Below are 22,073 nucleotides of genomic sequence, written 5' to 3'. Positions count from 1 at the left end.
AAACCTTTATGATTTCAGTATGTTATCGAGGCTGACTTTTCAAAGATTTAAACACATCCTCACCAAAAAATTTGAATGATGGACGCTTCCGGAAGAAGCCCGACACCATGTTTTCCAAAGGGTAATGCATGTCCTTTGGCATCCTTGGGCGGCAGGCCAAGTCCCCTGAGAAGTCCCAGAAAAGACAGAAGGCCCGGTGGGACATTCCCACCGGGCCTTCATGCCTCTGAACATCCGGTCCATCACAAGGATGGACCGGCCTGCGCACCAGATCAGGCGGCGGGATGTTCTTCCGTCGCGGCTGCAACGGCTTCTTCGGGGGCGGTTTCGGCTTCGACCGCTTCCTCGACAAAGCCGGAGGCATCATCATCGCGTTCGGCGCCGATGTCCTCACCACGTGCCTGACGTTCGGCTTCTTCTTCCGAACGGGCAACGTTCACGCTGACCTGCATCGACACTTCGGGATGCAGGGCGACGCGGACTTCATACACACCAAGCTGCTTGATCGGCTCCGGCAGGATAACCTGCGAGCGCGAAATCGTCAGGCCAGCCTTCGTCGTCGCTTCGGCGATGTCACGGGTGGTGACGGAGCCATACAGGCTTCCGCTGTCGCCTGCCTGACGGATCAGGATGACGGACAGGCCGTGCATACGCTCGGACAGGCGCTCGGCCTCCTCACGACGCTTGAGGTTCTGCGCCTCAAGCTGCACGCGCTCACGCTCGAAACGCTCGCGGTTATGTGCGTTGGCGCGGATCGCCTTGCCCTGCGGCAGGAGGAAGTTACGGGCATAACCCGGCTTCACCGTGACGATCTCGCCCATCTGGCCCAGCTTTTCGACGCGCTGGAGCAGGATGAGTTCTACTGCGGACATGGTTCTGCCTCCCTCAGCTTACGATATAGGGCAGCAGGGCCAGGAAACGGGCGCGCTTGATGGCCTGGGCCAGCTCGCGCTGCTTCTTGGCGGACACTGCCGTGATGCGGCTGGGGACGATCTTGCCACGCTCGGACAGGAAGCGGCTCAGCAGGCGCACGTCCTTGTAATCGATCTGCGGCGCGTTGGGGCCGGAGAACGGGCAGGACTTGCGACGACGGTAAAACGGACGACGCGCACCCACGGCCACGCGACGGGCGGCGGGATTGATCTCGGTTGTATCGGACATCAGCTCTTACTCCGCTTCGCTGCTGGCGGGGACGCCGGCATTGTTGCGCTGCTGTTCTTCACGCTCGTTGCGTGCGCGGAACTCTTCGCGATCGTCATAGCTGCGGCGGGGGGCACCGTTACCACCGCGACCGCTTTCGAAACGACCGGCAGGCTTCGGACCACGGAACCCGCGCTCACGCTCGTCACCCTTACGCGACAGGATCACGGACGGGGCCTCGTCGATTTCGTCAACACGCAGCATCAGCACGCGCAGGACGTCTTCGTTCAGGCTGAGCTGACGCTCGATTTCCTTGATGGCGGCAGGCGTCGCATCGAGGCCGAGGAGCATGTAGTGCCCCTTGCGGTTCTTCTTGATGCGGTATGCCAGGGTACGCAGGCCCCAGTATTCACGCTTCTTGATCGAACCGGATTCAGCTTCCAGCACGGTTGCGATACCATCGGCGATGGTTTCGACCTGCTGCTGCGACACGTCATTACGTGCAATCAGCACGGTTTCATACAATGGCATGGGAACTCCCTTCGGATCTGTTCAACCCCTTTCGCAACGGACACGGTCCGTCACGCCATCATGCTGACGCATGACGCGGGTATAGCCGGGGACGATGCCACGCACCCGGCAGGGAAGGTGCGCCTTGAAGCACGATCATCACCCACAGACAAGGAAAAAAGCGCGGTTCCCCCGATATTCCCGCAACGACACCGCAAATGCCGCGCGTGCGTATGCACTACTTTGAAACAGTTTTTGAGAATTCTTCGCCTCTGCAGGTTCGTGTTTTCAACTATCCATGCAGAATACCCCGCCATGATGCCCCGCGCATCCTTCGTGCAGCCCACCACCCCAAAAGGAAGTCATCTTGCGAATACTGCATTGCATAATGACCCATGAATTCTCTGGCACCGAACGTTACGTGACCGAACTGGCGGCGATGCAGGCCCGTCATCACGATGTCTGCATACATGTCGCCCGCCGGACCGACGATCCCCTGACCGGCAGCGACATCGCCCCCCATATCGCGGCCCCGGTGCGCATGATCCGCGCGGGATATGGCGGGTATTGTGTCTCCTACCTCAAGACGCTGGGCAGTTTTCGGCCCGATGTCGTGCATACCCACCTTGGCAAGAGTACCTTCCGCCTTGGGCTGCTGCCGCGCCCACGCCGTGTCCCACTTGTCGCCACCCTGCACAGCCGCTTTCGCAAACGCGCCTATAACCGCTGTGACGCGCTGATCTGCATCGCACGATGGCAGGAAGCCGAAATCCCACCCAGTTTCCGCGGCGCGCGGACCGTCATCGGCAACTGGACACATGCACGCCCCCGCCCGACCCCGGCGGAGCGCCAGCGCATGCGCGCGCAATTTGGTATAGGGGACTCAACGTTCCTGATCGGCGCAGGCGGCAGGATGATCCCGAAGAAGGGGTTTGACATCCTGCTTCGCGCGTTTCAGCAGGCGGCACTGCCCGATGCGCGCCTGATCCTGTTTGGCGACGGGCCAGAGCGCGCACGGCTGGAGGCCATGGGGGGCGGGCATGTCATCTTCCCCGGCTTCCGCACCGATTTCCCGTCCGACCTTTACATGCTCGACGGTTTCGTCATGCCCTCCCTGCACGAAGCTTTCGGGCTTGCCCTGCTGGAGGCGATGTCGGCAGACCTGCCCGTCATCGCAACCGCGGCAGGCGGGGTGCTGGATATCCTTGACCCCTCCTCCCCATCACTTGTCCCACCCGGCGATGTCGCCGCCATGACGCGGGCCCTGCGCCATATGCATACACAGCAGGGGCCAGGACACTGGGACATGCAACGTTTCAATCCAGAACATCAGGCACGGCTGATCGAGGCGTTTTATAACCGCCTCCGGGCCGGAGCCTATGCCTGAGGCCGGGCACGATCCCCTACTGGCAAAAGGTCAGGTTGCAGCCGGGACCACCGGTTCGATCTCGGTAAAGCTGGGGGTGCCCCACGGGAAGGTTTCCCGGTCATAGCGATAGCCGCTCAGGCTGGCGGCGAAGTCGAGGGGCAGCCAGTACATGTAATGGGCCGTCACCCCATCGTGGTCAGCCTTCTGCTGTGCGGAAAACGCCGCCTTACGCAAGGCGGTGAATTCAGGAGGCACGATGCCGGCCACCTGAAGGTCAAGCGTGTCGCCCGCCTCCCCATCATGGAGGATGGACCATTTCAGTTCGCCCTGCTCGTAACATTCCACGCGACTGACATGCTCGCCTTCGTGGACGTCGCATGCAATCAGCATCCCATGAAGCGACAGGGCCTGACGCATGACGGCAGGCGGATTGCCAAGATTGTTGTAGCGGCAGACGATCCATTGGTCCGGCAGTTGCGCCATCGTAAAGTCAAATTGTCCGTGGGCATCCACATTGCCTGTATCACGCATACCAAGCGCCGACAGCAGACCTGCCTTGTCAACACCGCAAAACGAATAATAGGAAAAATTATATTCCACCCGACCATATCCCCTTTTCTTCAGGCGATATTGGTCGTGCAGCATGTCATAACAACAGCCATGCGAAAATAATTTTCCAATTACATTAACTATGATGATTTTTGGAAAGCAAGCTGTTGATAAACAAGAGCCAAAGCCTGATTACATCACCTTTCGGGCAATCGGCGGGGCGGCATTCCCTGATGTCCTTGCAGGCCGGGCTTTATCAACAGCCTTTATGATGCCACCTGGTTATCTGGCGCATCTGATCCGCCCCCCCCTGCTGTTCATCCCATCCCCGCAGGGGGCTGTCCTGCGAGGCGAAGACGATCTATGTCCGCAGGCTTGCGGGCACAGACAGCCCGGCATGATCGGGAATGTCCCAGACTTCGCGCAAAACCCGTACGACACGGAATCCCGCCCGGATATAATTGGGAAGCGCCCGGGGATGGTCGGCGGAACAGGTATTGACCCGCAATGCGGCGGGACGTTGTCCCCATGCCGTGCGGATGGCCGCATGCAGGAAGGACAGCCCAACCCCACGTCCGATCCATTGGGGCAGAAGCCCGAAATAGGCCAGGTTGATATCAGGGCATTGCCGTCCGTCCAGTTCGAAGAACCCGGCAACCTCCCCATGCTCACGCAGGATATAGACACCCACCGCCGGGTCATCCAGTACCCGCGCCAACTGGGTATCCGCCATCACACGCCGCAACCACCAGCAGTAATCCTGCCCGATGCGGTTATACAGATCGCGGTACAGCGATACGGCGGGATGAACCTCCCGCCGTATCTCATAACCATCAGGCAATGCAGGCACGGGACCGGGGGGCTGACGATCCATACACAGGAACGTCACATCCACCGCCACCCGCGTCATCGCATCCCCCACGTCGCGTTCTGTGATGCGATCAGTTATCGTCAAGGAAAGAGCGAAGCTTGCGGCTGCGGCTGGGGTGCTTGAGCTTGCGCAGGGCCTTGGCCTCGATCTGGCGGATACGTTCGCGGGTCACATTGAACTGCTGGCCCACCTCCTCCAGCGTATGGTCGGTGTTCATGCCGATGCCAAAACGCATGCGCAGGACACGTTCCTCTCGTGGGGTCAGGGAGGACAGCACCCGTGTCGTCGCTTCACGCAGGTTCGTCTGGATCGCCGCATCCAGCGGGATGACCGCCGTCTTATCCTCGATGAAGTCACCAAGGTGGCTGTCTTCCTCGTCCCCGATGGGGGTTTCAAGGGAGATGGGCTCCTTGGCGATCTTGAGCACCTTGCGCACTTTTTCAAGCGGCATGCCCAGCTTTTCCGCCAGCTCTTCCGGTGCAGGCTCGCGCCCGATTTCATGCAGCATCTGGCGCGATGTACGCACCAGCTTGTTGATCGTCTCGATCATATGGACCGGAATACGGATCGTGCGCGCCTGATCGGCGATGGAACGCGTGATCGCCTGACGGATCCACCAGGTCGCATAGGTGGAGAACTTGTAGCCACGGCGATATTCGAATTTATCCACCGCCTTCATCAGGCCGATATTGCCTTCCTGGATCAGGTCAAGGAACTGCAACCCGCGATTGGTGTATTTCTTGGCAATCGAAATCACCAGACGCAGGTTCGCCTCGATCATTTCCTTCTTGGCCCGCGCGGAATCACGCTCGCCCCGCGACACGGTGGCATAGACGCGTCGGAATTCCCCGACAGGCAACCCCGTCTCCTGCGTCAGTTCCGCCACTTGCCCACGCAGGCGGATGACCGTTTCCATATGCTTGGCGACAAAGTTCTTCCACGCCTTGCCCGGCAGGGCCGAGACGACATCCACCCAGCCCGGGTCAAGTTCGCGCCCGCGATATTTCAGCAAGAAATCCTCGCGCGAGACCTTGGTGCTTTCGGCAAGACGCAGCATCCGCCCTTCCAGCCCGTTAAGGCGCTGGAAGATGGCTTTCAGATGCTCCACCAGCACCTCGATGCGGGTGTTATGCAGATGGACCTGCTGCACCTTGCCCACCAGTTCGCAGCGCAACTGCTCATACGCGGCCTCCGCCTCGGCAGAGATTTCACCGCCGGATGTCAGCTTTTCAAGGCGCGTGGCCTGAAGTTCGTGCAGGCGGGCATACAGGGCCTCCACCTCCTCGAACTGTTCCAGAATCTCGGGCTTGAGCTTCTCTTCCAGCGCGGAAAGCGACAGGCCGGCCCCCTCACCTTCGCCCTCGCCTTCCTCGGACTCCTCGTTATCGGTCGCGGAGTCGAAGCTGTCCTCGGACGCGGGCTCCTCGCCTTCTTCCGTTTCCTCGCCGGGACCGGCATTGCCGGACTGCATCGCCTCAAGGTCAACGATGTCACGCAGCAGCATTTCCCCGGCCTTGAGCCGTTCATGCCACGAGATGATGGCGCGGAACGTCAGCGGGCTTTCGCACAGGCCGCCAATCATTTCATCGCGCCCGGCCTCGATCCGCTTGGCGATCGCGATCTCCCCCTCGCGGGAGAGGAGTTCGACCGACCCCATTTCGCGCAGGTACATGCGCACCGGGTCATCGGTCCGGCCAAGGTTTTCGCTATCGACGTTGCCTGCGGCCGGTTCTTCGCTGTCGCCCTCGGCAGGCTCCTCGCTCTTGGCTTCGGGCTCGGCCGCGGCGTCATCGGACTCGCTGTCGTTGTCTTCATTTTCGACAACCTGCATGCCCATCTCCGACAGGGCCGCCATGACGTCCTCGATCTGTTCGGACGACATCTGGTCCTGCGGCAGGACGGCATTCAGTTCGTCAAAGGTGATATAGCCCCGTTCCTTGCCACGCGCGATCAGCCTTTTGACGGCTCCGGACTGCGTATCCAGCAAGGTGGTGTCGTTGTCCTGATCACCCGAAGCTGCATCCGTTCCCGCGGCTGTCTTTGTCGCCATGCCCGATCAATCCCTACCCAGCAAATCTGTGGCCCGCCCGACCCGGGCGGAAACATCAAGGCTCCCCACATCGGGGGAACAGTGTCGCGTCCGCTGTTCCCGTTACACCGCGCATACGGCGAAAACAGGAATACGGCCATTATATCGCATACAGTTCTTTCGACAGGTGCAGGTGGTCGATTCACCCCCCGAAGTCAAGGGGCACGCCCTGATTTCCGCAAAAACACCGTCTCTTCATTGCGTATCGGGAATATCCCCGCCCCGCCGCAGCGACTCCAGCGTCAGCAGCCGGACACGCAGGCTTTCCCACTGTCGTTCATCAATCGGGCCTGTACTCATCCGCTCGGTATCAAGGCGGATATCGGCGGCGAAACGCTCCACATTCAAAAGCGCGTAAAAATGCCACCACTCCTGCCGTATATCCATCACCATCAGATCATCGCGTTCCTGCGCCGACAATGGCAGGGGGTGCGACGACAGCACGCGTTCGCGCATGTCCGACAGGTTCGCTTCCCCTATGCGCGCACCCAACGCCTCCAGCAGCGCGGACGCATCGGCATTGCCATCCCCATCCGCCAGCATGTCGAGCATAACGGCCCGTAACGCCGACAGTTCAGGTGGCATGTCCAGGCGACAATATGCGTCCTGCACCTCCTCCAGCACCTCGGGATGACGCAGCAGAATGGCGGTCAGGATACGCATGCGCTCCATCGCCACCGATTGCGCATCAAGGTCCGGCGCCACCGGCAACACCCCCGCCAGCGATCGCGCCGCAGGCGCCGCGCCCTGCCCGCGCCCGCCACGGCCCGACATGGCGGGACGACGGCGGAAGGTGGCGAAAAAACGGTCCAGCAGGGTGGAGCGGTATTCCGACGCCAGGGACTTGTCCGGGATCAGGCCCGCGGCCTCCACCAGACGCTGGCGCAGGGCCGCGCGCTGCTCCGGGCCGGGATCGCGCGTGCCCTCGCTCAGCAATCCGAACAGGACTTCGCTCAGCGGTCGCGCGCCCTCCACCAGCGCGGCCATCGCCGCCGTGCCGCGTTGACGCAACAGGCTGTCGGGGTCTTCCCCCTCCGGCAGGGTGCAAAAGCGCAGGGTCCGTTCGACATTGAGCAGTGGCAGCGCCGTTTCCGCCGCCTTCACCGCTGCGCGCTGCCCTGCGGCATCGCCATCGAAACACAGCACCGGCGCGGACGACACCTGCCACAGCGCCTCCATCTGCTCCGGCGTCAGCGCCGTGCCCAGGGGGGCAACCGCACCGGTAAAGCCCGCCTGGTGCAGGGCGATGACATCCATATACCCCTCCACCACCAGCAGTTCGGGGGCCGGGGCCGCATGCCCCCCGCCACGGGGCGCCCGCACCGCGGCACGGGCGCGGTCAAGGCCGAACAGGACGCGACGCTTGGAAAAAATCGCGGTTTCCGGGCCGTTGAGGTATTTGGGCTGCCCATCGCCAAGGATACGCCCGCCAAAGGACACCAGCCGCCCGCGCCGGTCATGGATGGGAAACGTCACGCGGTTGAAGAACAGCTCGCCTTTCGGCTGCCCATGTTCATCCACGCGCATCAGGCCTGCCTGCGCCAGCAGGGGCGCCGTGATGTCCTGCGCCGCAAGCTCCGCCACCAGCCCCCCGCGCCCGTCACCGGACCAGCCCAGGCCAAACGCCGCAATCGTCTCGTCCGTCAGGCCACGACCACGCAGATAGGCCAGCCCCTCGCGCCCCTCGTTCCGGTGCAGGCGCAACCGCCAGGCCTGCTGCACCGCCTCCAGCACGTCACCCAGCGTGCGCGCCTCGCGCTGGGCCTCGCGCTGGGTGCGATCCATGCGCGGCATCTCCAGCCCGGCCGCGGTGGCAAGTTCCTCCACCGCCTCAGGGAAGGAACGGCCCTCGCTTTGCATGACAAAGGAGATCACATCGCCATGCACCCCACAGCCGAAGCAGTGGAAATGATCGTCATAGACATAGAATGATGGCGTCTTTTCCCCGTGGAAGGGGCAGCACGCCTTCCAGTTCCGGCCCGAACGCACGAGCTTCGTGCGCCGCCCGATCACCGATGTGATCGGGGTGCGCGCACGCAGTTCATCAAGGAACGCGGGGTCGAACGCCATGGATGGCTATGCCTTCAGCGTGCGGACAGCACGGACTTGACCACCGAACTTGCGATCGCGGCATCAAGCGCACTGCCGAACTGCGTCTTCAGCGCCGCCATGACACGGCCCATATCCTTCATGGAGGTCGCATCCGTGCGTTCGATCGCCTCACGCACGGCCACCTCGATCGTCGCTTCGTCAAGGTCGGCGGGCAGATAGGTACGGATCAGCGCGATTTCCGCCTCTTCCTTTTCCGCAAGCTCGGGGCGACCGCCCTGCAGGTACATCGCCGCGGATTCCGCGCGTGACTTGACCATGCCCCGCAATGCGCCGATCACGGCATCATCGCTTACCTGGTCTTCGCCTTTCGCACGCGCGGCGATATCGAGGTCTTTCAGCTTTGCCGTAATCATGCGGATCGTGCCGACACGTTCGCTCTGCCCTGCCTTCATGGCGGTCTTGAGGTCTTCGGTGAAACGTGCGCGCAAGGACATTGTTCAAACTCCTGTTGATGATGGGGGACACGGGAACAGCCGCCCCTTGCGGGAATGTTTTTCCCACTCCCTTCGGAACGAAATGGGGCGGAATTTTCTTCCCATCCCCTTCGTCCGCTGATAGGGAATAGACCCGGAAGGGACAATCATCCAGATGCCGATGCCAATAGAAGATATCATAAAACGCCTTGGTGGCCCCGAACAGGCTGCGCGCCTGACGGGCGTCAGCACCGAGGCCGTGCGCAAATGGCGACAGGCCCGCGCCATCCCGCCAAAGCACTGGACCGTTGTGCTACGTGAAACCGGACTGTCCCTGTCCGACCTGCAACCCGCCACAGAATCCGACAGACCGGAGCCCCCCATGACCGCGCCCTCCCCGACCATCCCGGCCGAGCGCCCCCCCGCCGCGACCGCCGCCCTGATCCTGGCCGATGGCACCGTCCTGTGGGGACGCGGCTTTGGCGCGCATGGCGAAGCCGCGTCCGCAATCGGGGAAATCTGCTTCTCCACCGGCATGACGGGCTATCAGGAAACCCTGACGGACCCGTCCTTTGCGGGGCAGGTCATCACCTTCACCTTCCCCCATATCGGCAATGTCGGCACCACGCCCGAAGATGACGAGGCCGCACGCATCGCCGCGCGCGCCCTGGTAGTCAAGGAAGACCTGACCGCGCCTGCGAACTGGCGTTCGGCGGAATCGCTTGATGCCTGGCTGAAGGCACGCGCCATCCCGGGCATCTGCGGCATCGACACCCGCGCGATCACACGCCGCATCCGTGATGGCGGCCCGCAAACGGCCATCGTCGCCTATCCCGCCGACGGCAACATCGACATTGCTGCCCTGCAGGCGCAGGCCCGCGCATGGCCGGGGCTGGAGGGCATGGACCTGGCCCGCGAAGTCACCTGCACGCAGGCCTATGCCTGGGACGAAGGTGTATGGCAGTGGCCGCACGGCACCACGCCCCTGCCCGCAAAGCGCCGCCGCGTCGTCGCCGTCGATTACGGGGCAAAGCGCAACATCCTGCGCTGCCTGTCCTCTGCCGGGTGCGAGGTCATCGTCGTGCCCGCCACCGCCACGGCCGAAGACATCCTGTCGCACGACCCGGCGGGCGTGTTCCTGTCCAATGGCCCGGGCGACCCGGCGGCCACCGCGTCCTATGCCGTCCCGGCAATCCGCGGCGTGCTTGACGCGGGCAAGCCGGTGTTCGGCATCTGCCTTGGTCATCAGCTGCTTGCCCTGACGCTGGGGGCAAAGACCTATAAGCTGGAGCGTGGGCATCGCGGCGCAAACCAGCCCGTCAAGGACCTTGCGACGGGCAAGGTGGAAATCACCAGCCAGAACCACGGTTTCGCGGTCGATGACAAATCCCTGCCCGCGGGCGTGCGCGCAACGCATATCAGCCTGTTCGATGGATCGAACGAAGGTATCGCCTCCGACCGCCATCCCGCGTTTTCGGTGCAGTACCATCCCGAATCCAGCCCTGGCCCATCGGACAGCCGTTACCTGTTCGACCGTTTCGTCGCCCTGATCGACTCCCTTTCCCACACCGCCTGAAAGCCGTATCGACATGCCCAAACGGACAGATATCAGCTCCATCCTGATTATCGGCGCAGGCCCGATCGTGATCGGCCAGGCGTGCGAATTCGACTATTCCGGCGCGCAGGCCTGCAAGGCGCTGAAGGAAGAGGGTTATCGCGTCATCCTCGTCAATTCCAACCCGGCGACGATCATGACCGATCCGGGCCTTGCGGATGCGACCTATATCGAACCGATCACCCCGGAATTCGTCGAACGCATCATCGCGCGTGAAAAGCCCGACGCCATATTGCCGACCATGGGCGGGCAGACCGCGCTGAACACTGCCATGGCGCTCGACAAGTCAGGCTTCCTCAAGACGCATAATGTCGAGCTGATCGGCGCGAATGCCGAGGTGATCGACCGTGCCGAGGACCGGCAGAAATTCCGCGAGGCCATGGACGCCATCGGCATCGAAAGCCCACGCAGCGTCATCGCCCATACCCTGGCCGAAGCGCGTGAAGCCCTGAAGCAGGTGGGCCTGCCGTCGGTCATCCGCCCGTCCTTTACCATGGGCGGTTCGGGCGGGGGCATCGCCTATAACCGCGAGGAATTCGACCGCATCGTCACCTCCGGCCTTGATGCGTCCCCCACGACCGAGGTGCTGATCGAGGAATCCGTCCTTGGCTGGAAAGAATACGAGATGGAGGTCGTGCGCGACACGGCCGACAACTGCATCATCATCTGCTCCATCGAAAATATCGACCCGATGGGCGTGCATACGGGCGATTCCATCACCGTGGCCCCGGCGCTGACGCTGACGGACAAGGAATATCAGCGCATGCGCGACGCCTCGCTGGCGTGCCTGCGCAAGATCGGGGTGGAAACCGGCGGGTCGAACGTGCAGTTCGGCATCAATCCCGCCGATGGCCGCATGGTCGTGATCGAGATGAACCCCCGCGTCTCGCGCTCTTCCGCGCTGGCGTCCAAGGCAACGGGCTTCCCCATCGCCAAGATCGCGGCGAAGCTTGCGGTGGGCTATACGCTCGACGAACTTGCCAACGATATCACCGGCGGCAGCACCCCGGCCTCGTTCGAGCCGACGATTGATTACGTCGTCGTCAAGATCCCCCGTTTCACGTTCGAAAAATTCCCCGGCACCCCGGCCCTGCTGTCCACAAGCATGAAGTCCGTGGGCGAGGCGATGGCCATTGGCCGCTCCTTCCCCGAAGCGATGCAAAAGGGCCTGCGTTCGATGGAAATCGGGCTTGCCGGCCTCGACCCCGTGGACGCGCCGGGCGATGGCGGGCCGGACGCCTTCCGCGCCGCCCTGTCGCAGCCGCGCCCCGAACGCATCCTGATGGCGGCGCAGGCCCTGCGCGCGGGCCTGAGTGTCGAAGACATCCACGATGCCTGCAGGTTCGAACCATGGTTCCTGCGTGAACTGCAAAAGATCATCGCAGCCGAACATGCCATCGTGCGTGATGGCCTGCCGCGTGACGCGGACCGGATGCGTGCGCTCAAAAGCCTTGGTTTCTCTGACGTGCAGCTCGGTCGGCTGTCGGGCACGTCGGCGGCAGAAATCCTCGAACTGCGCACGCGCCTGGGCGTAAATCCGGTTTACAAGCGGATCGACACCTGCGCGGGCGAGTTCGCGTCCCCCACGCCGTATATGTATTCCACATACGAAGGGGGCTTTGGCACGCCTGAATGCGAAAGCGACCCGACCGACCGCCGCAAGATCGTCATCCTTGGCGGTGGCCCCAACCGCATCGGACAGGGGATCGAATTCGATTATTGCTGTGTGCATGCGGCCTATGCCCTGCGCGAAGCAGGGTTCGAGACCATCATGGTCAACTGTAACCCCGAAACCGTGTCCACCGATTACGACACGTCCGACCGGCTGTATTTCGAACCCCTGACGGCCGAGGACGTGATTGCCCTGATCCGTCGCGAACAGGAAAATGGCACGGTCCTGGGCTGCATCGTGCAATATGGTGGCCAGACGCCGCTGAAGCTGTCGCATGCGCTGGAGATGGCGGGCATCGCGCTGCTTGGCACGCCTGCTGATGCGATCGACAGGGCGGAGGACCGCGAACGTTTCCAGGCGATGCTGCACAAGGTTGGCCTGCGCCAGCCCGAAAACGGCATCGCGCGCTCCCCGACCGAGGCCGAGGACGTGGCTGACCGGATCGGGTACCCCGTCGTGGTACGCCCCTCCTACGTGCTTGGCGGACGGGCGATGGAAATCGTGCATGACCGCGCCAGCCTGCAACGCTACATGCGCGTCGCCCTCCAGCTTGCTGGGCATGACGTGGCGTCCGGGCCGGTCCTGATCGACCGTTACCTCAATGACGCGATCGAGGCCGATGTGGACTGCATCGCCGATGGCACCGATGTCTATGTCGCCGGTGTGATGGAACATATCGAGGAAGCAGGCATCCATTCGGGTGACAGTGCGTGTTCGCTGCCGCCCTATACCCTGTCGCCCGCCATCGTCACCGAACTGAAGGCACAGACGGAGGCCATGGCACGCGAACTGGGCATTGTCGGGTTGATGAACGTGCAGTATGCGATCAAGGGCCACGACATCTTCGTGCTGGAGGTCAATCCCCGCGCGTCGCGCACCGTGCCATTCGTCGCCAAGGCCACGGGCGTGCCCGTCGCCAAGATCGGCGCGCGCGTCATGGCGGGTGCCCGCCTGTCGGAATTCCGCCTTGATGACCAGGCGGTGGCCCCGCATGTCGCGGTGAAGGAAGCGGTGTTCCCGTTCAACCGTTTCCCTGATGTCGATACGATCCTCGGGCCGGAAATGCGCTCCACCGGGGAGGTCATGGGCCTTGATGCCTCCTTCGAGCGTGCGTTCGCCAAGTCGCAGCTTGCCGCCGGTGTGCGCCTGCCCCTGTCGGGGGAAGTGTTCGTGTCGGTGCGCGACAGTGACAAGGCCGCCGTCAAATCGCTGGGCCGTCGCCTGGCGGATATGGGGTTCAATGTGGTCGCGACACGCGGCACCGCCCAATGCCTGCGCGAAGCCGGGGTGGAGGTGCGCGTGATCAACAAGGTGCTGGAGGGACGTCCCAACTGCGTCGATGCGATCCGTTCGGGCGAAATCCAGATGGTCATCAACACCGCACAGGGCGCGCAGGCGGTGGCCGACAGCTTTGACATCCGCCGTTCCGCCCTGACGCATGGCATCCCGCATTACACCACCATCGCGGGCGCACGGGCCGCAACCTATGCGATTGCCGCGATGCGTGATGGAGTTCTTGAAGTCGCGCCACTTCAATCCTATTTTAAAGGATCGTACTGAACGCCATGCATGCCCCTGCCATCCCGTCGGCCCACGGCCGTGCGGGTGGCGGGGGTCGTTTCATGCGGGCGTCCGCCATGACCACACCATCCGTCAGCCTCTAACGCTGACATTCACCCCCGGGGATACACCTTGCAGAAATTTCCGATGACAGGCCCAGGCCTGCAACGGCTCGAAGATGAACTTCGCAAGCTCAAGAGTGAAGAACGCCCGGCCATCATACGGGCCATCGCCGAGGCACGCAGCCACGGCGACCTGTCGGAAAATGCCGAATACCACGCGGCACGCGAACGCCAGTCCTTTACCGAAGGCCGTATCCTCGAACTTGAGGAAATCGTCTCCTCGGCAGAGGTGATCGACCCGGCCTCCCTGTCCGGCGACCAGGTGAAATTCGGCGCGCGCGTTCACCTTGTGGACGAGGAAACCGACAAGGAAGCGACGTACCAGATCGTTGGCGTGTATGAAGCCGACATCAAGCAGGGGCTGCTTTCGGTTTCCTCACCGCTGGCCAAGTCACTGATCGGCAAGAGCGTGGGCGACACCGTGTCCGTTCCCGCCCCCGGCGGCGACCGCACTTATGAAATACTGGCCGTCACGTACGGCTGAGGCGAAAAACGTGATCACATTCGACGATATCCGCGCCGCCGCACGGCGGATCGAGGGACGCGTCCTGCGCACCCCGACCCTTCCGTCGCAGGCGCTTTCGCGGGCGACGGGCGCGGAGATCGTGCTCAAACTCGACAACCTGCAGGCCGTGGGCTCCTTCAAGGAACGCGGCGCGGCCAACAAGCTCGCACTCCTTGACGAGAGCGAGCGCAGGCGTGGCGTGATCACGGTATCCGCCGGAAACCATGCACAGGGCGTGGCGCGACACGCATCCCTGCTGGGGATCGACGCGGTGATCGTCATGCCGCGCTTCACCCCGGTGGCCAAGGTCACGCGCACCGCCGCGTGGGGGGCGCGTGTCGTCCTGCATGGCGACAACTTCGCCGAAGCAACAGCACACGCCAATGAACTGTGCGAACGTGAAGGCCGGGTGTTCGTCCATCCCTATGACGACCCGGAGGTCATGGCCGGACAGGGCACCTTTGCGCTGGAACTTCTTGAAGATGCCGGCGAACTTGAAAGCTTCGTGTGCCCTATCGGCGGTGGCGGGCTGCTGTCGGGCTGTGCGGTCACGGCATGCGCACTGCGTCCGGGCATGGACATCATCGGCGTGCAGGTGGAAAATTATTCCTCGCTCTCCGGCTTTCCCGGCGATGAGGTGCTTCCCCCCGGTGGCCCGACCATTGCCGAGGGGATAGCGGTGCTCAAGGTCGGGCGGCAACCGCTGGAGGTGTTGCGCGAACACGTTTCCACCGTGTTGACGGTCCGGGAAAGCGCAATTGAAACCGCGATCACCCTGATGGCCGAAGGCGCCAAGCAGGTAAGCGAGGGCGCGGGCGCCACCGCGCTGGCCGCCGTGCTGACCTATCCCGAACTGTTCCGGGGCAAGCGGGTCGCGCTGCCGATCACGGGTGGCAATATCGACAGCCGCATCCTTGCCAACACATTGCTGCGCTCTCTCCTGCGCGATGGGCGGCTTTTGTGCCTGAAAATGGAGATTCCCGACCGTCCGGGCGTGCTGGCCGATATTTCGCGCAGGATTGGTGATGCGGGCGGCAACATCATCGAGGTCTCGCACCAGCGCCTGTTCACGACGCCAAGCGTGCAGGCGGCCGAACTGGAGGTCATGATCGAGGCCCGCGACCCCGAACATTCCCGCGCGCTGGAAGCCGAATTATCAAAAACCTATATCGTGCGTCGCGCCTGAACGATTGCGAACAGACCAAGGTTTTTTTGAATGCCGCCCCGCCACCTTGGCAAGGGCGGCATTTTTTTTGAAACGGCAGGACCAGTTCCTCACAGGACCGCCCCCATACGAGGTCGTTTAAAAAGTCAGGATCAATGACATCCTGAAATTATAAAGGTTTTTTGTGAGTTTTTTCGTAAAAGCTTCAGAAGACGCCGCCTTTTTGAAAAAAGGCGGCACCCAAAAACTTTTCTTTTTTAGCAATGAGTTGTTTTCAAACAATCTCTCAGGCCAATAAAAATTTCGGTGCTGCTTTGAGACTGTTTGAAAAGGTAAGTCCGATAAAATATCGAAATCATAAAAGTTTTTGGTGAAGCTTTTTTCAAAAAGCTTCGAAAGACATTACCTTTTTCGATTAAAAGGCACCACCAGAAATCTTTTTCTATTGTTTATCAACGATCTGTTTTCAGACCGTCTCTTATCAACGGGGTCTTTCAAACGGTTTGCAGAGACTGTTTGACAGCCGCCCAATGCGCCAGCCCCCTCCTGTCATGTCGGGACAGGTTATGTTGGAACAGGGGCCGGGCATCGTTTCTTATTTCGTACCGAACAGGCGATCCCCTGCATCCCCCAGGCCCGGCCGGATATAGCCATGATCGTCAAGTTCGCGGTCGATTGCGCATGTGACGATCCGCACATCGGGATGTGCCGCGCGCAGGCAGGCGATACCCTGTGGTGCGGCAAGCAGGCAGACAAACACGATCGTATCCGCCCCCGCCTGTTTCAGGCGCGCAATGGCGGCGGCGGCACTATGGCCCGTCGCCAGCATCGGGTCGACCACGATGCAGACACGCCGCCCGATATCATCAGGCAGCTTGAGGTAATATTCCACCGGCTCCAGCGTATCGGGATCGCGGAACAGGCCGATATGACCGATACGCGCCGATGGCACGAGGTCGAGCATCCCATCCAGTATCCCGTTCCCCGCCCGCAGGATGGAGACAAGACAGAGTTTCTTGCCCGCAAGGCGGGGTGCCTGCATGCGCTCCAGCGGGGTTTCGATTTCCACGTCCTCCAGCGGCAGGTCGCGCATCGCCTCATACCCCAGCAGGACGCTGAGTTCGCGCGCCAGGGTGCGGAACTCCCCCGTCGAAGTCCGTACGTCACGCATCAGCGTCAGCTTGTGCTGCGCCAGCGGGTGCGTGACGATTACGATTCCGGGATCATGTGCGAAATCCGTCATGCCCCCACCCCACCATCACGCGCAACGAATTGCAGTACGATGCCGTTCATGCAGTAACGCAGCCCGGTGGGCGGCGGCCCGTCGGGAAAGACATGGCCCAGATGGCCATTGCACCGCGCGCAATGAACCTCTGTCCGGGTCATGCCATGGCTGGTGTCGGTGGTCGTTGCAACCGCGCCGGGCAATGACTGCATAAAGGAGGGCCAGCCGCTGCCGCTGTCATACTTGGCCGTTGAGGAAAAAAGCGGCGCACCACATCCCGCACAGCGATATTCACCGGGACGTTTTTCATCGTTCAGCGGGCTGGAACCCGGCCGTTCGGTCCCGTGTTCACGCAGGACACGCACCTGTTCCGGGGTCAGGCCACCACAGCCTCCCGGGCTGCGCTGTGTCTGGTCCATCGTCATTTTCCTTTCATAATGCCATCGGCAGGCATTCCGCACGGAAGTCATTTAGGGCATTATGGGCGACAAAATAAGGGAGAGGAACAACCCATGCCCACCCATGCACCCACCCACAGCCCCCGCCGTCCCGTCATGCTGGCGATCCTCGACGGTTTCGGCTGGCGCGATGATACGGCAGACAACGCCGTCGCCGCAGCCGACACCCCGACCTTCGACCGGCTGTGGGGCCACGACCCGCACGCGTTCCTGCGCACATGTGGGGAGGATGTCGGCCTGCCGGAAGGACAGATGGGCAATTCTGAGGTCGGGCACCTCAATATCGGTGCGGGCCGCGTCGTTATGCAGGAACTGCCACGCATCAGCGCCGCGCTGCGCGATGGCAGCGCGGCACAGGCACCGGTCATGCGCGATTTCCTTGCCGCGCTGAAGAAAAGCGGCGGCACCTGCCACCTGATGGGCCTGGTGTCCAACGGGGGAGTACATTCGCATCAGGATCACGCCATCGCACTGGCGAAGATCATCTGTGCGGAAGGGATTCCCGTCGCACTGCATATCTTCAGCGACGGGCGCGACACCGCCCCGCATTCGGGCCGCGATTATGTGGCGTACCTGTTGCGCAACCTGCCGCCCCTTGCGCATGTCGCCAGCATTTCGGGCCGATATTACGCCATGGACCGTGACCGGCGGTGGGACCGCGTGCAAAAGGTCTATGACGTCATCACCGCAGCCCACGGACCGCACGCCGCCAGCGCCGATGCGGTGTTGGAAGCGTCCTATGCCAAAGGTACCACGGACGAGTTCATCGAGCCCACCGTCATTGGCGATTATCAGGGCATGAAGGATGGCGACGGGATCGTATCATTCAACTTCCGCGCCGATCGCATCCGCCAGTTGCTCGACGCGCTGCTTGAACAGGGGTTTGAGGGGTTCCACCGCGAACGCGTCATCCACTTCGCCGCCGTCCTTGGCATGACGCATTATTCCGACCGGCTGGCGCAGCTGATTTCCATCCTGTTCCCCCCCCAGGAACTGCGCGACCTGCTGGGCGATGTGGTGTCGGCCGCAGGGCGCAGGCAGCTTCGCATGGCGGAGACGGAAAAATATCCCCACGTCACCTATTTCCTCAATGGCGGGCGCGAGGCGGAACTGCCTGGCGAAGACCGGATCATGGTTCCCTCCCCCAAGGTCGCGACCTATGACCTGCAACCCGAAATGTCGGCCCCCGAACTGACACAGCGCGCGGTGGAGGCGATCGACAGCGGCAGATACGACCTGATCGTCCTGAATTTCGCCAATCCCGACATGGTGGGCCATACCGGTGTGCTGGCTGCCGCCATCAAGGCGGTGGAGGCCGTGGACACCGGCCTTGGCCGCATCGTGGCGGCCATCGACCGCGCGGGTGGTGCGCTGCTGGTCACGGCGGACCACGGTAACGCCGAAACCATGTTCGACCCGGAAACACAGGGGCCACACACGGCCCATACCCTCAACGTCGTACCGGTGGTGCTGCATGGGGTGGCGGGCGCGCATGTGCATGACGGCAGGCTGGCGGACCTTGCGCCCACGCTGCTTGAACTGATGGGCCTGACGCAGCCGGCGGCGATGACGGGACGATCCCTGATGGATGGGCCCACGCCATCCTGACGGGTCCGCTTTACGCCATCACGCTACGTCGCGGCGCCTGCATGGGGGTAATGTGGCTTGCCATCGCGCAGGCCACCATGCCTGCCTCCATCGCGGCCCCGTTGGCATCCCATACGCCCCATACGCCATCCCGGTCCCATGCGGGCGCCAGTGCGGCACCCCAGGGGCATGAGACCCAGACCATCCGTCGCCAGATCGAGAATGCCCGCGCGGAACGCGCGGCGCTGCTGGCACGTGAAAAACAGCAGGGCGCGGAAATGCAGGCCCGCGTGAAGGCCCAGCACGACGCCGAGGCACAGGCCCAGCGTGACGCCGCGCGTGCCACCGAACTGTCTGCCGCCACCGTGGACGCCACGGCGCGCCTGCAACGTACGGAGCAGGATACGGCCGACCTCGACAGCAGGATCGCCGCCCTGCACACCGAACAGGACACCCTGCGCCACGCCCTGGCGCAGGAGGTCGCGGCAATGACGCCCCTGCTGCCGGTGGTCGAACGCCTTTCCCTCTATCCCGCCGACACGCTGCTGGCGGTGCCGCTGCCTGCTGATCGCGCGGTGACGGGGCTGCTGGTCATGCGTGGGTTGATGACACGCATTGCCCAACAGGCACAACAGATCCATGACCGTCGCACCCGCCTGACGCAGCTTGATACCGAACTGGCGCAGCAGAAGGGGCGCATGGCGCAGTTGCTGGCACAGCAAGAAAGCCAGCGCGACAGTGTCAACCGCTCCGCCCATGCGGCATTGGAGGCGCAAAAGCAGTCCAATGCCGCCGTACGCAGCGCAACCCAGCAGGTGGAGGATGCCGCCCGCCGGGCATCGAGCGTACAGGACGCCATCAGCCGCATCGAAGAGGTGGAACGCACGGCGCAGGCCAACCTTGAACGTGCGGCACAAGAAGCCGAGCGCGCCCACCGCACGCAGGAAGCCGAGGCCACACGCGCCCGTGCCCGCGCGCTTGCCGCCGGTCCCGGCCCGGGCGTCAACACGACACGTCCCGGGGGCGCGGGGGCGCCCGTGCCCGGCAACATCGTCACAGGTTGGGGGCAATCCACCGAAAGTGGCCCGGCCAGCGGCGTGACCTATGCCCCGCCATCGCGTGCGACGGTGCGCGCACCATGCAGCGGGCGAGTCGATTTCGCAGGCCCCTTCCGCTCCTACGGACAGATGATGATCCTCAACTGCGGACAGCATTACCGCTTTGTCCTTGCCGGAATCGGGGACATGGCCGTCGCCCCCGGCCAACAGATCGTCAAGGGCGCACCGGTGGGACAGATGCCCGCATGGTCGGGCACGCAGGCGCGCCCCACCCTGTTTGTACAGTTGCGGCGCGGCGGCAGCACCGTTAACCCCGCGCCCTATCTGTAGAATTGGTTTACACGGTTTCCGTGTGCGCCAAGTTCGGTATAAGATGTGCGACCGACGACGGACGATGATCGCCCCCCCCCCTGTATGGGGCAGATCACCATATGCAGGCCAGAAGCCGATGCGCGGATGGCCATTCAGGAGACGACGACGCATGAAGTTCCGTAATGGCCTGCTGCTTGGTTGCGCCTTTCTTGCTGGCATCGCGGCAGGTCCACAGATCGCCTTTCATTCGGGCGGGCGGTGGCTTGACCTGACATCCATCGCCCATGCGGACAGCCCGTCACCCAAGGATAATTCCCCGCACGAAATCGAACAGCTTATGTTCCTGTTCGGCTATGTGCTGGAAAAGGTGAAGGCAAACTACGTCGAACCCGTCTCCACGCGCGACCTGATCACCAATGCGCTCAATGGCATGCTCAGCGGGCTGGACCCGCACAGTTCCTACATGACGGAAAAACAGTTTTCCGACCTGCAGGTCCAGACAAAGGGCACGTTCGGTGGCCTCGGGCTGGAGGTGCAGGGCGAAGACGGGCATGTGCGCGTCGTCTCCCCCGTGGACAACACGCCCGCGGCCCGGGCAGGTATCCGGCCGGGTGACTTCATCGTCGCCATCGACGGCAAGAACATCGACGGGCAGCCGCTCGATCAGGTCGTCACCCGCATGCGTGGCAAACCCGATACGCGCATTACCCTGACGCTGATCCGTGAAAAGACGCCCAAACCGATCATCGTGACCCTGACGCGCGCGATCATACCGCTGCAGGTCATCAAGTCGGCGCTGTATGAATCCACCGGCTATATCCGCATTGCCCAGTTCAATGAGGAAACGCAGCGCGGATTGGTGGATGCCTACAAAAAGCTGCAGACCCAGACACATGGCAAGCTTAATGGCCTGATCATCGACCTGCGTTCCGACCCTGGCGGGCTGCTGACGCAGGCCATCGACGTTGGCGGCGATTTCATCAAGAATGGCGAAATCGTCTCCACCCGTGCGCGCCACCCGCAGGACAGCCAGCGCTGGGATGCCCATAACGTGGACATCACCAACGGACTGCCGATCGTGGTTCTGATCAATGGTGGCTCTGCTTCCGCCAGTGAAATCGTCGCCGGTGCGCTGCAGGACCATCACCGCGCCGTGCTGGTGGGGGAAAAGACGTTCGGCAAGGGATCCGTGCAAACCATCCTGCCGATCCCCGGTGAAGGGGCGATCCGCCTGACCACCGCGCGCTATTACACGCCGTCCGGCCGCTCCATCCAGGGGTTGGGCATCATGCCCGATATCGTGGTCAAGGAAAGCCGCGACGATGACAGCTACAGCATCCGCGAGGCGGACCTGGCGCATATCATCAAGAACAGCGGTGGCAACACGGCGCAGGCCCCGACCCGCACCGACCTGCCCGCCATTGCCAAGACCCTGCCGCATGAACCACCCGCCGGGTGGCCCGATTACGATCCGACCAAGCCGACGACCGACTTTCAGTTGCAAGAAGGCCTGAAGGTCGTCCATGCGATGGCTGGCCTGCCGGTTACACCCGATACCACCAAGGCCAATGCGGCAGCACCCACCACGGTCAACACCCCGACGACACAGGCCAGACCCGGCGCCAAGGCGGCACCTGCGGAACAGCAGGCACCGGTCACGCCTGCGGCCCCCGCCACGCCAGCAGCACCCACGCCGGCAGCACCGGCAACGCCCTCCGCCCCTGTTGCACCGGCCACGCCG

General features: G+C 62.8%; 18 protein-coding genes. 8 read left to right on the top strand and 10 right to left on the bottom strand.

The window, feature by feature from the left end; all coding sequences use genetic code 11:
• Positions 1–272: 272 nt before the first annotated feature.
• Genes rplI through rpsF form a run of 3 tightly spaced genes read right to left on the bottom strand, consistent with a single transcriptional unit; the run spans position 273 to position 1,671 of the window.
• Positions 273–872 (bottom strand): 50S ribosomal protein L9, encoded by a 600-nt coding sequence (gene rplI / locus B7G66_RS10210; RefSeq protein WP_003620987.1) that lies wholly within the window; start codon positions 870–872, stop codon positions 273–275.
• 13 nt (positions 873–885) lie between these two features.
• Positions 886–1,161, bottom strand: coding sequence for a 30S ribosomal protein S18 (rpsR, locus tag B7G66_RS10205; protein WP_003620989.1), 276 nt, complete (start codon positions 1,159–1,161; stop codon positions 886–888).
• 6 nt (positions 1,162–1,167) lie between these two features.
• Entirely contained in the window at positions 1,168–1,671 is a 504-nt protein-coding gene (gene rpsF / locus B7G66_RS10200; protein ID WP_003620990.1) for a 30S ribosomal protein S6, read from the bottom strand.
• Between the two features lie 367 nt (positions 1,672–2,038).
• Between rpsF and B7G66_RS10195 the strand changes: the two genes are divergently transcribed.
• Positions 2,039–3,037: a glycosyltransferase family 4 protein gene (locus B7G66_RS10195; RefSeq protein WP_003620993.1), complete on the top strand. Its 999-nt coding sequence runs from the start codon at positions 2,039–2,041 to the stop codon at positions 3,035–3,037.
• Between the two features lie 30 nt (positions 3,038–3,067).
• Here B7G66_RS10195 and B7G66_RS10190 read toward each other — a convergent pair whose 3' ends face one another.
• The 5 genes from B7G66_RS10190 to B7G66_RS10170 form a co-directional block, all read right to left on the bottom strand.
• Complete coding sequence (locus B7G66_RS10190) at positions 3,068–3,664, bottom strand: hypothetical protein (protein ID WP_003620995.1); 597 nt, start codon at positions 3,662–3,664, stop codon at positions 3,068–3,070.
• 265 nt (positions 3,665–3,929) lie between these two features.
• Positions 3,930–4,478, bottom strand: coding sequence for a GNAT family N-acetyltransferase (locus B7G66_RS10185; protein WP_003620997.1), 549 nt, complete (start codon positions 4,476–4,478; stop codon positions 3,930–3,932).
• 31 nt (positions 4,479–4,509) lie between these two features.
• Positions 4,510–6,489 (bottom strand): RNA polymerase sigma factor RpoD, encoded by a 1,980-nt coding sequence (rpoD, locus tag B7G66_RS10180; RefSeq protein ID WP_003620998.1) that lies wholly within the window; start codon positions 6,487–6,489, stop codon positions 4,510–4,512.
• A gap of 234 nt (positions 6,490–6,723) precedes the next feature.
• Positions 6,724–8,598, bottom strand: a complete 1,875-nt coding sequence (gene dnaG, locus B7G66_RS10175; RefSeq protein ID WP_003621000.1) for a DNA primase — start codon at positions 8,596–8,598, stop codon at positions 6,724–6,726.
• 14 nt (positions 8,599–8,612) lie between these two features.
• Entirely contained in the window at positions 8,613–9,074 is a 462-nt protein-coding gene (locus B7G66_RS10170) for a GatB/YqeY domain-containing protein (protein ID WP_003621002.1), read from the bottom strand.
• A gap of 154 nt (positions 9,075–9,228) precedes the next feature.
• Between B7G66_RS10170 and carA the strand changes: the two genes are divergently transcribed.
• The 4 genes from carA (at position 9,229) to B7G66_RS10150 (ending at position 15,713) form a co-directional block, all read left to right on the top strand.
• Entirely contained in the window at positions 9,229–10,629 is a 1,401-nt protein-coding gene (gene carA, locus B7G66_RS10165; protein ID WP_003621003.1) for a glutamine-hydrolyzing carbamoyl-phosphate synthase small subunit, read from the top strand.
• Positions 10,630–10,642: 13 nt separating this feature from the next.
• A complete protein-coding gene (carB, locus tag B7G66_RS10160) occupies positions 10,643–13,900 on the top strand; it encodes a carbamoyl-phosphate synthase large subunit (protein WP_003621005.1) in 3,258 nt (1,085 codons plus the stop codon).
• A 132-nt stretch (positions 13,901–14,032) separates the two neighbouring features.
• Positions 14,033–14,506 (top strand): transcription elongation factor GreA, encoded by a 474-nt coding sequence (gene greA, locus B7G66_RS10155; protein WP_003621009.1) that lies wholly within the window; start codon positions 14,033–14,035, stop codon positions 14,504–14,506.
• A gap of 10 nt (positions 14,507–14,516) precedes the next feature.
• Positions 14,517–15,713, top strand: a complete 1,197-nt coding sequence (locus tag B7G66_RS10150; protein ID WP_003621010.1) for a threonine ammonia-lyase — start codon at positions 14,517–14,519, stop codon at positions 15,711–15,713.
• Between the two features lie 574 nt (positions 15,714–16,287).
• Here B7G66_RS10150 and upp read toward each other — a convergent pair.
• Positions 16,288–16,935 (bottom strand): uracil phosphoribosyltransferase, encoded by a 648-nt coding sequence (upp, locus tag B7G66_RS10145; protein ID WP_003621011.1) that lies wholly within the window; start codon positions 16,933–16,935, stop codon positions 16,288–16,290.
• Positions 16,932–17,342 carry a peptide-methionine (R)-S-oxide reductase MsrB gene (gene msrB, locus B7G66_RS10140; RefSeq protein ID WP_003621012.1) on the bottom strand — a complete coding sequence of 137 codons (411 nt, stop codon included), beginning with the start codon at positions 17,340–17,342 and terminating at the stop codon, positions 16,932–16,934. Before msrB ends, upp begins: the two co-directional genes overlap by 4 nt.
• A gap of 87 nt (positions 17,343–17,429) precedes the next feature.
• On the opposite strand from msrB, the gene gpmI reads away from it, so the two are divergent.
• From gpmI to B7G66_RS10125, 3 genes are all read left to right on the top strand, one after another.
• Positions 17,430–18,983, top strand: coding sequence for a 2,3-bisphosphoglycerate-independent phosphoglycerate mutase (gene gpmI / locus B7G66_RS10135; RefSeq protein ID WP_003621013.1), 1,554 nt, complete (start codon positions 17,430–17,432; stop codon positions 18,981–18,983).
• A 41-nt stretch (positions 18,984–19,024) separates the two neighbouring features.
• The gene (locus tag B7G66_RS10130; protein ID WP_225578793.1) at positions 19,025–20,350 is read left to right on the top strand and encodes a murein hydrolase activator EnvC family protein; all 1,326 of its coding nucleotides are present in this window, start codon (positions 19,025–19,027) and stop codon (positions 20,348–20,350) included.
• Positions 20,351–20,501: 151 nt separating this feature from the next.
• The coding region (locus B7G66_RS10125) for a S41 family peptidase (RefSeq protein ID WP_048859159.1) at positions 20,502–22,073 on the top strand (1,572 nt) is incomplete at its 3' end.

This window comes from Novacetimonas hansenii JCM 7643, from assembly GCF_000964405.1.
In the GTDB taxonomy this organism is placed as follows: Bacteria; Pseudomonadota; Alphaproteobacteria; order Acetobacterales; family Acetobacteraceae; genus Novacetimonas; species Novacetimonas hansenii.
Note: the sequence above shows the minus strand (reverse complement) of the source record. Positions and strands in the feature narration are given on the sequence as shown.

Bases quoted from the DNA above. Each gene is read 5' to 3' on its own strand.
- rplI (WP_003620987.1), bottom strand. From the start codon at position 872: ATGTCCGCAGTAGAACTCATCCTGCTCCAGCGCGTCGAAAAGCTGGGC.
- rpsR (WP_003620989.1), bottom strand. From the start codon at position 1,161: ATGTCCGATACAACCGAGATCAATCCCGCCGCCCGTCGCGTGGCCGTG.
- rpsF (WP_003620990.1), bottom strand. From the start codon at position 1,671: ATGCCATTGTATGAAACCGTGCTGATTGCACGTAATGACGTGTCGCAG.
- B7G66_RS10195 (WP_003620993.1), top strand. From the start codon at position 2,039: ATGACCCATGAATTCTCTGGCACCGAACGTTACGTGACCGAACTGGCG.
- B7G66_RS10190 (WP_003620995.1), bottom strand. From the start codon at position 3,664: ATGCTGCACGACCAATATCGCCTGAAGAAAAGGGGATATGGTCGGGTG.
- B7G66_RS10185 (WP_003620997.1), bottom strand. From the start codon at position 4,478: ATGACGCGGGTGGCGGTGGATGTGACGTTCCTGTGTATGGATCGTCAG.
- rpoD (WP_003620998.1), bottom strand. From the start codon at position 6,489: ATGGCGACAAAGACAGCCGCGGGAACGGATGCAGCTTCGGGTGATCAG.
- dnaG (WP_003621000.1), bottom strand. From the start codon at position 8,598: ATGGCGTTCGACCCCGCGTTCCTTGATGAACTGCGTGCGCGCACCCCG.
- B7G66_RS10170 (WP_003621002.1), bottom strand. From the start codon at position 9,074: ATGTCCTTGCGCGCACGTTTCACCGAAGACCTCAAGACCGCCATGAAG.
- carA (WP_003621003.1), top strand. From the start codon at position 9,229: ATGCCGATGCCAATAGAAGATATCATAAAACGCCTTGGTGGCCCCGAA.
- carB (WP_003621005.1), top strand. From the start codon at position 10,643: ATGCCCAAACGGACAGATATCAGCTCCATCCTGATTATCGGCGCAGGC.
- upp (WP_003621011.1), bottom strand. From the start codon at position 16,935: ATGACGGATTTCGCACATGATCCCGGAATCGTAATCGTCACGCACCCG.
- msrB (WP_003621012.1), bottom strand. From the start codon at position 17,342: ATGACGATGGACCAGACACAGCGCAGCCCGGGAGGCTGTGGTGGCCTG.
- gpmI (WP_003621013.1), top strand. From the start codon at position 17,430: ATGCCCACCCATGCACCCACCCACAGCCCCCGCCGTCCCGTCATGCTG.
- B7G66_RS10130 (WP_225578793.1), top strand. From the start codon at position 19,025: ATGGGGGTAATGTGGCTTGCCATCGCGCAGGCCACCATGCCTGCCTCC.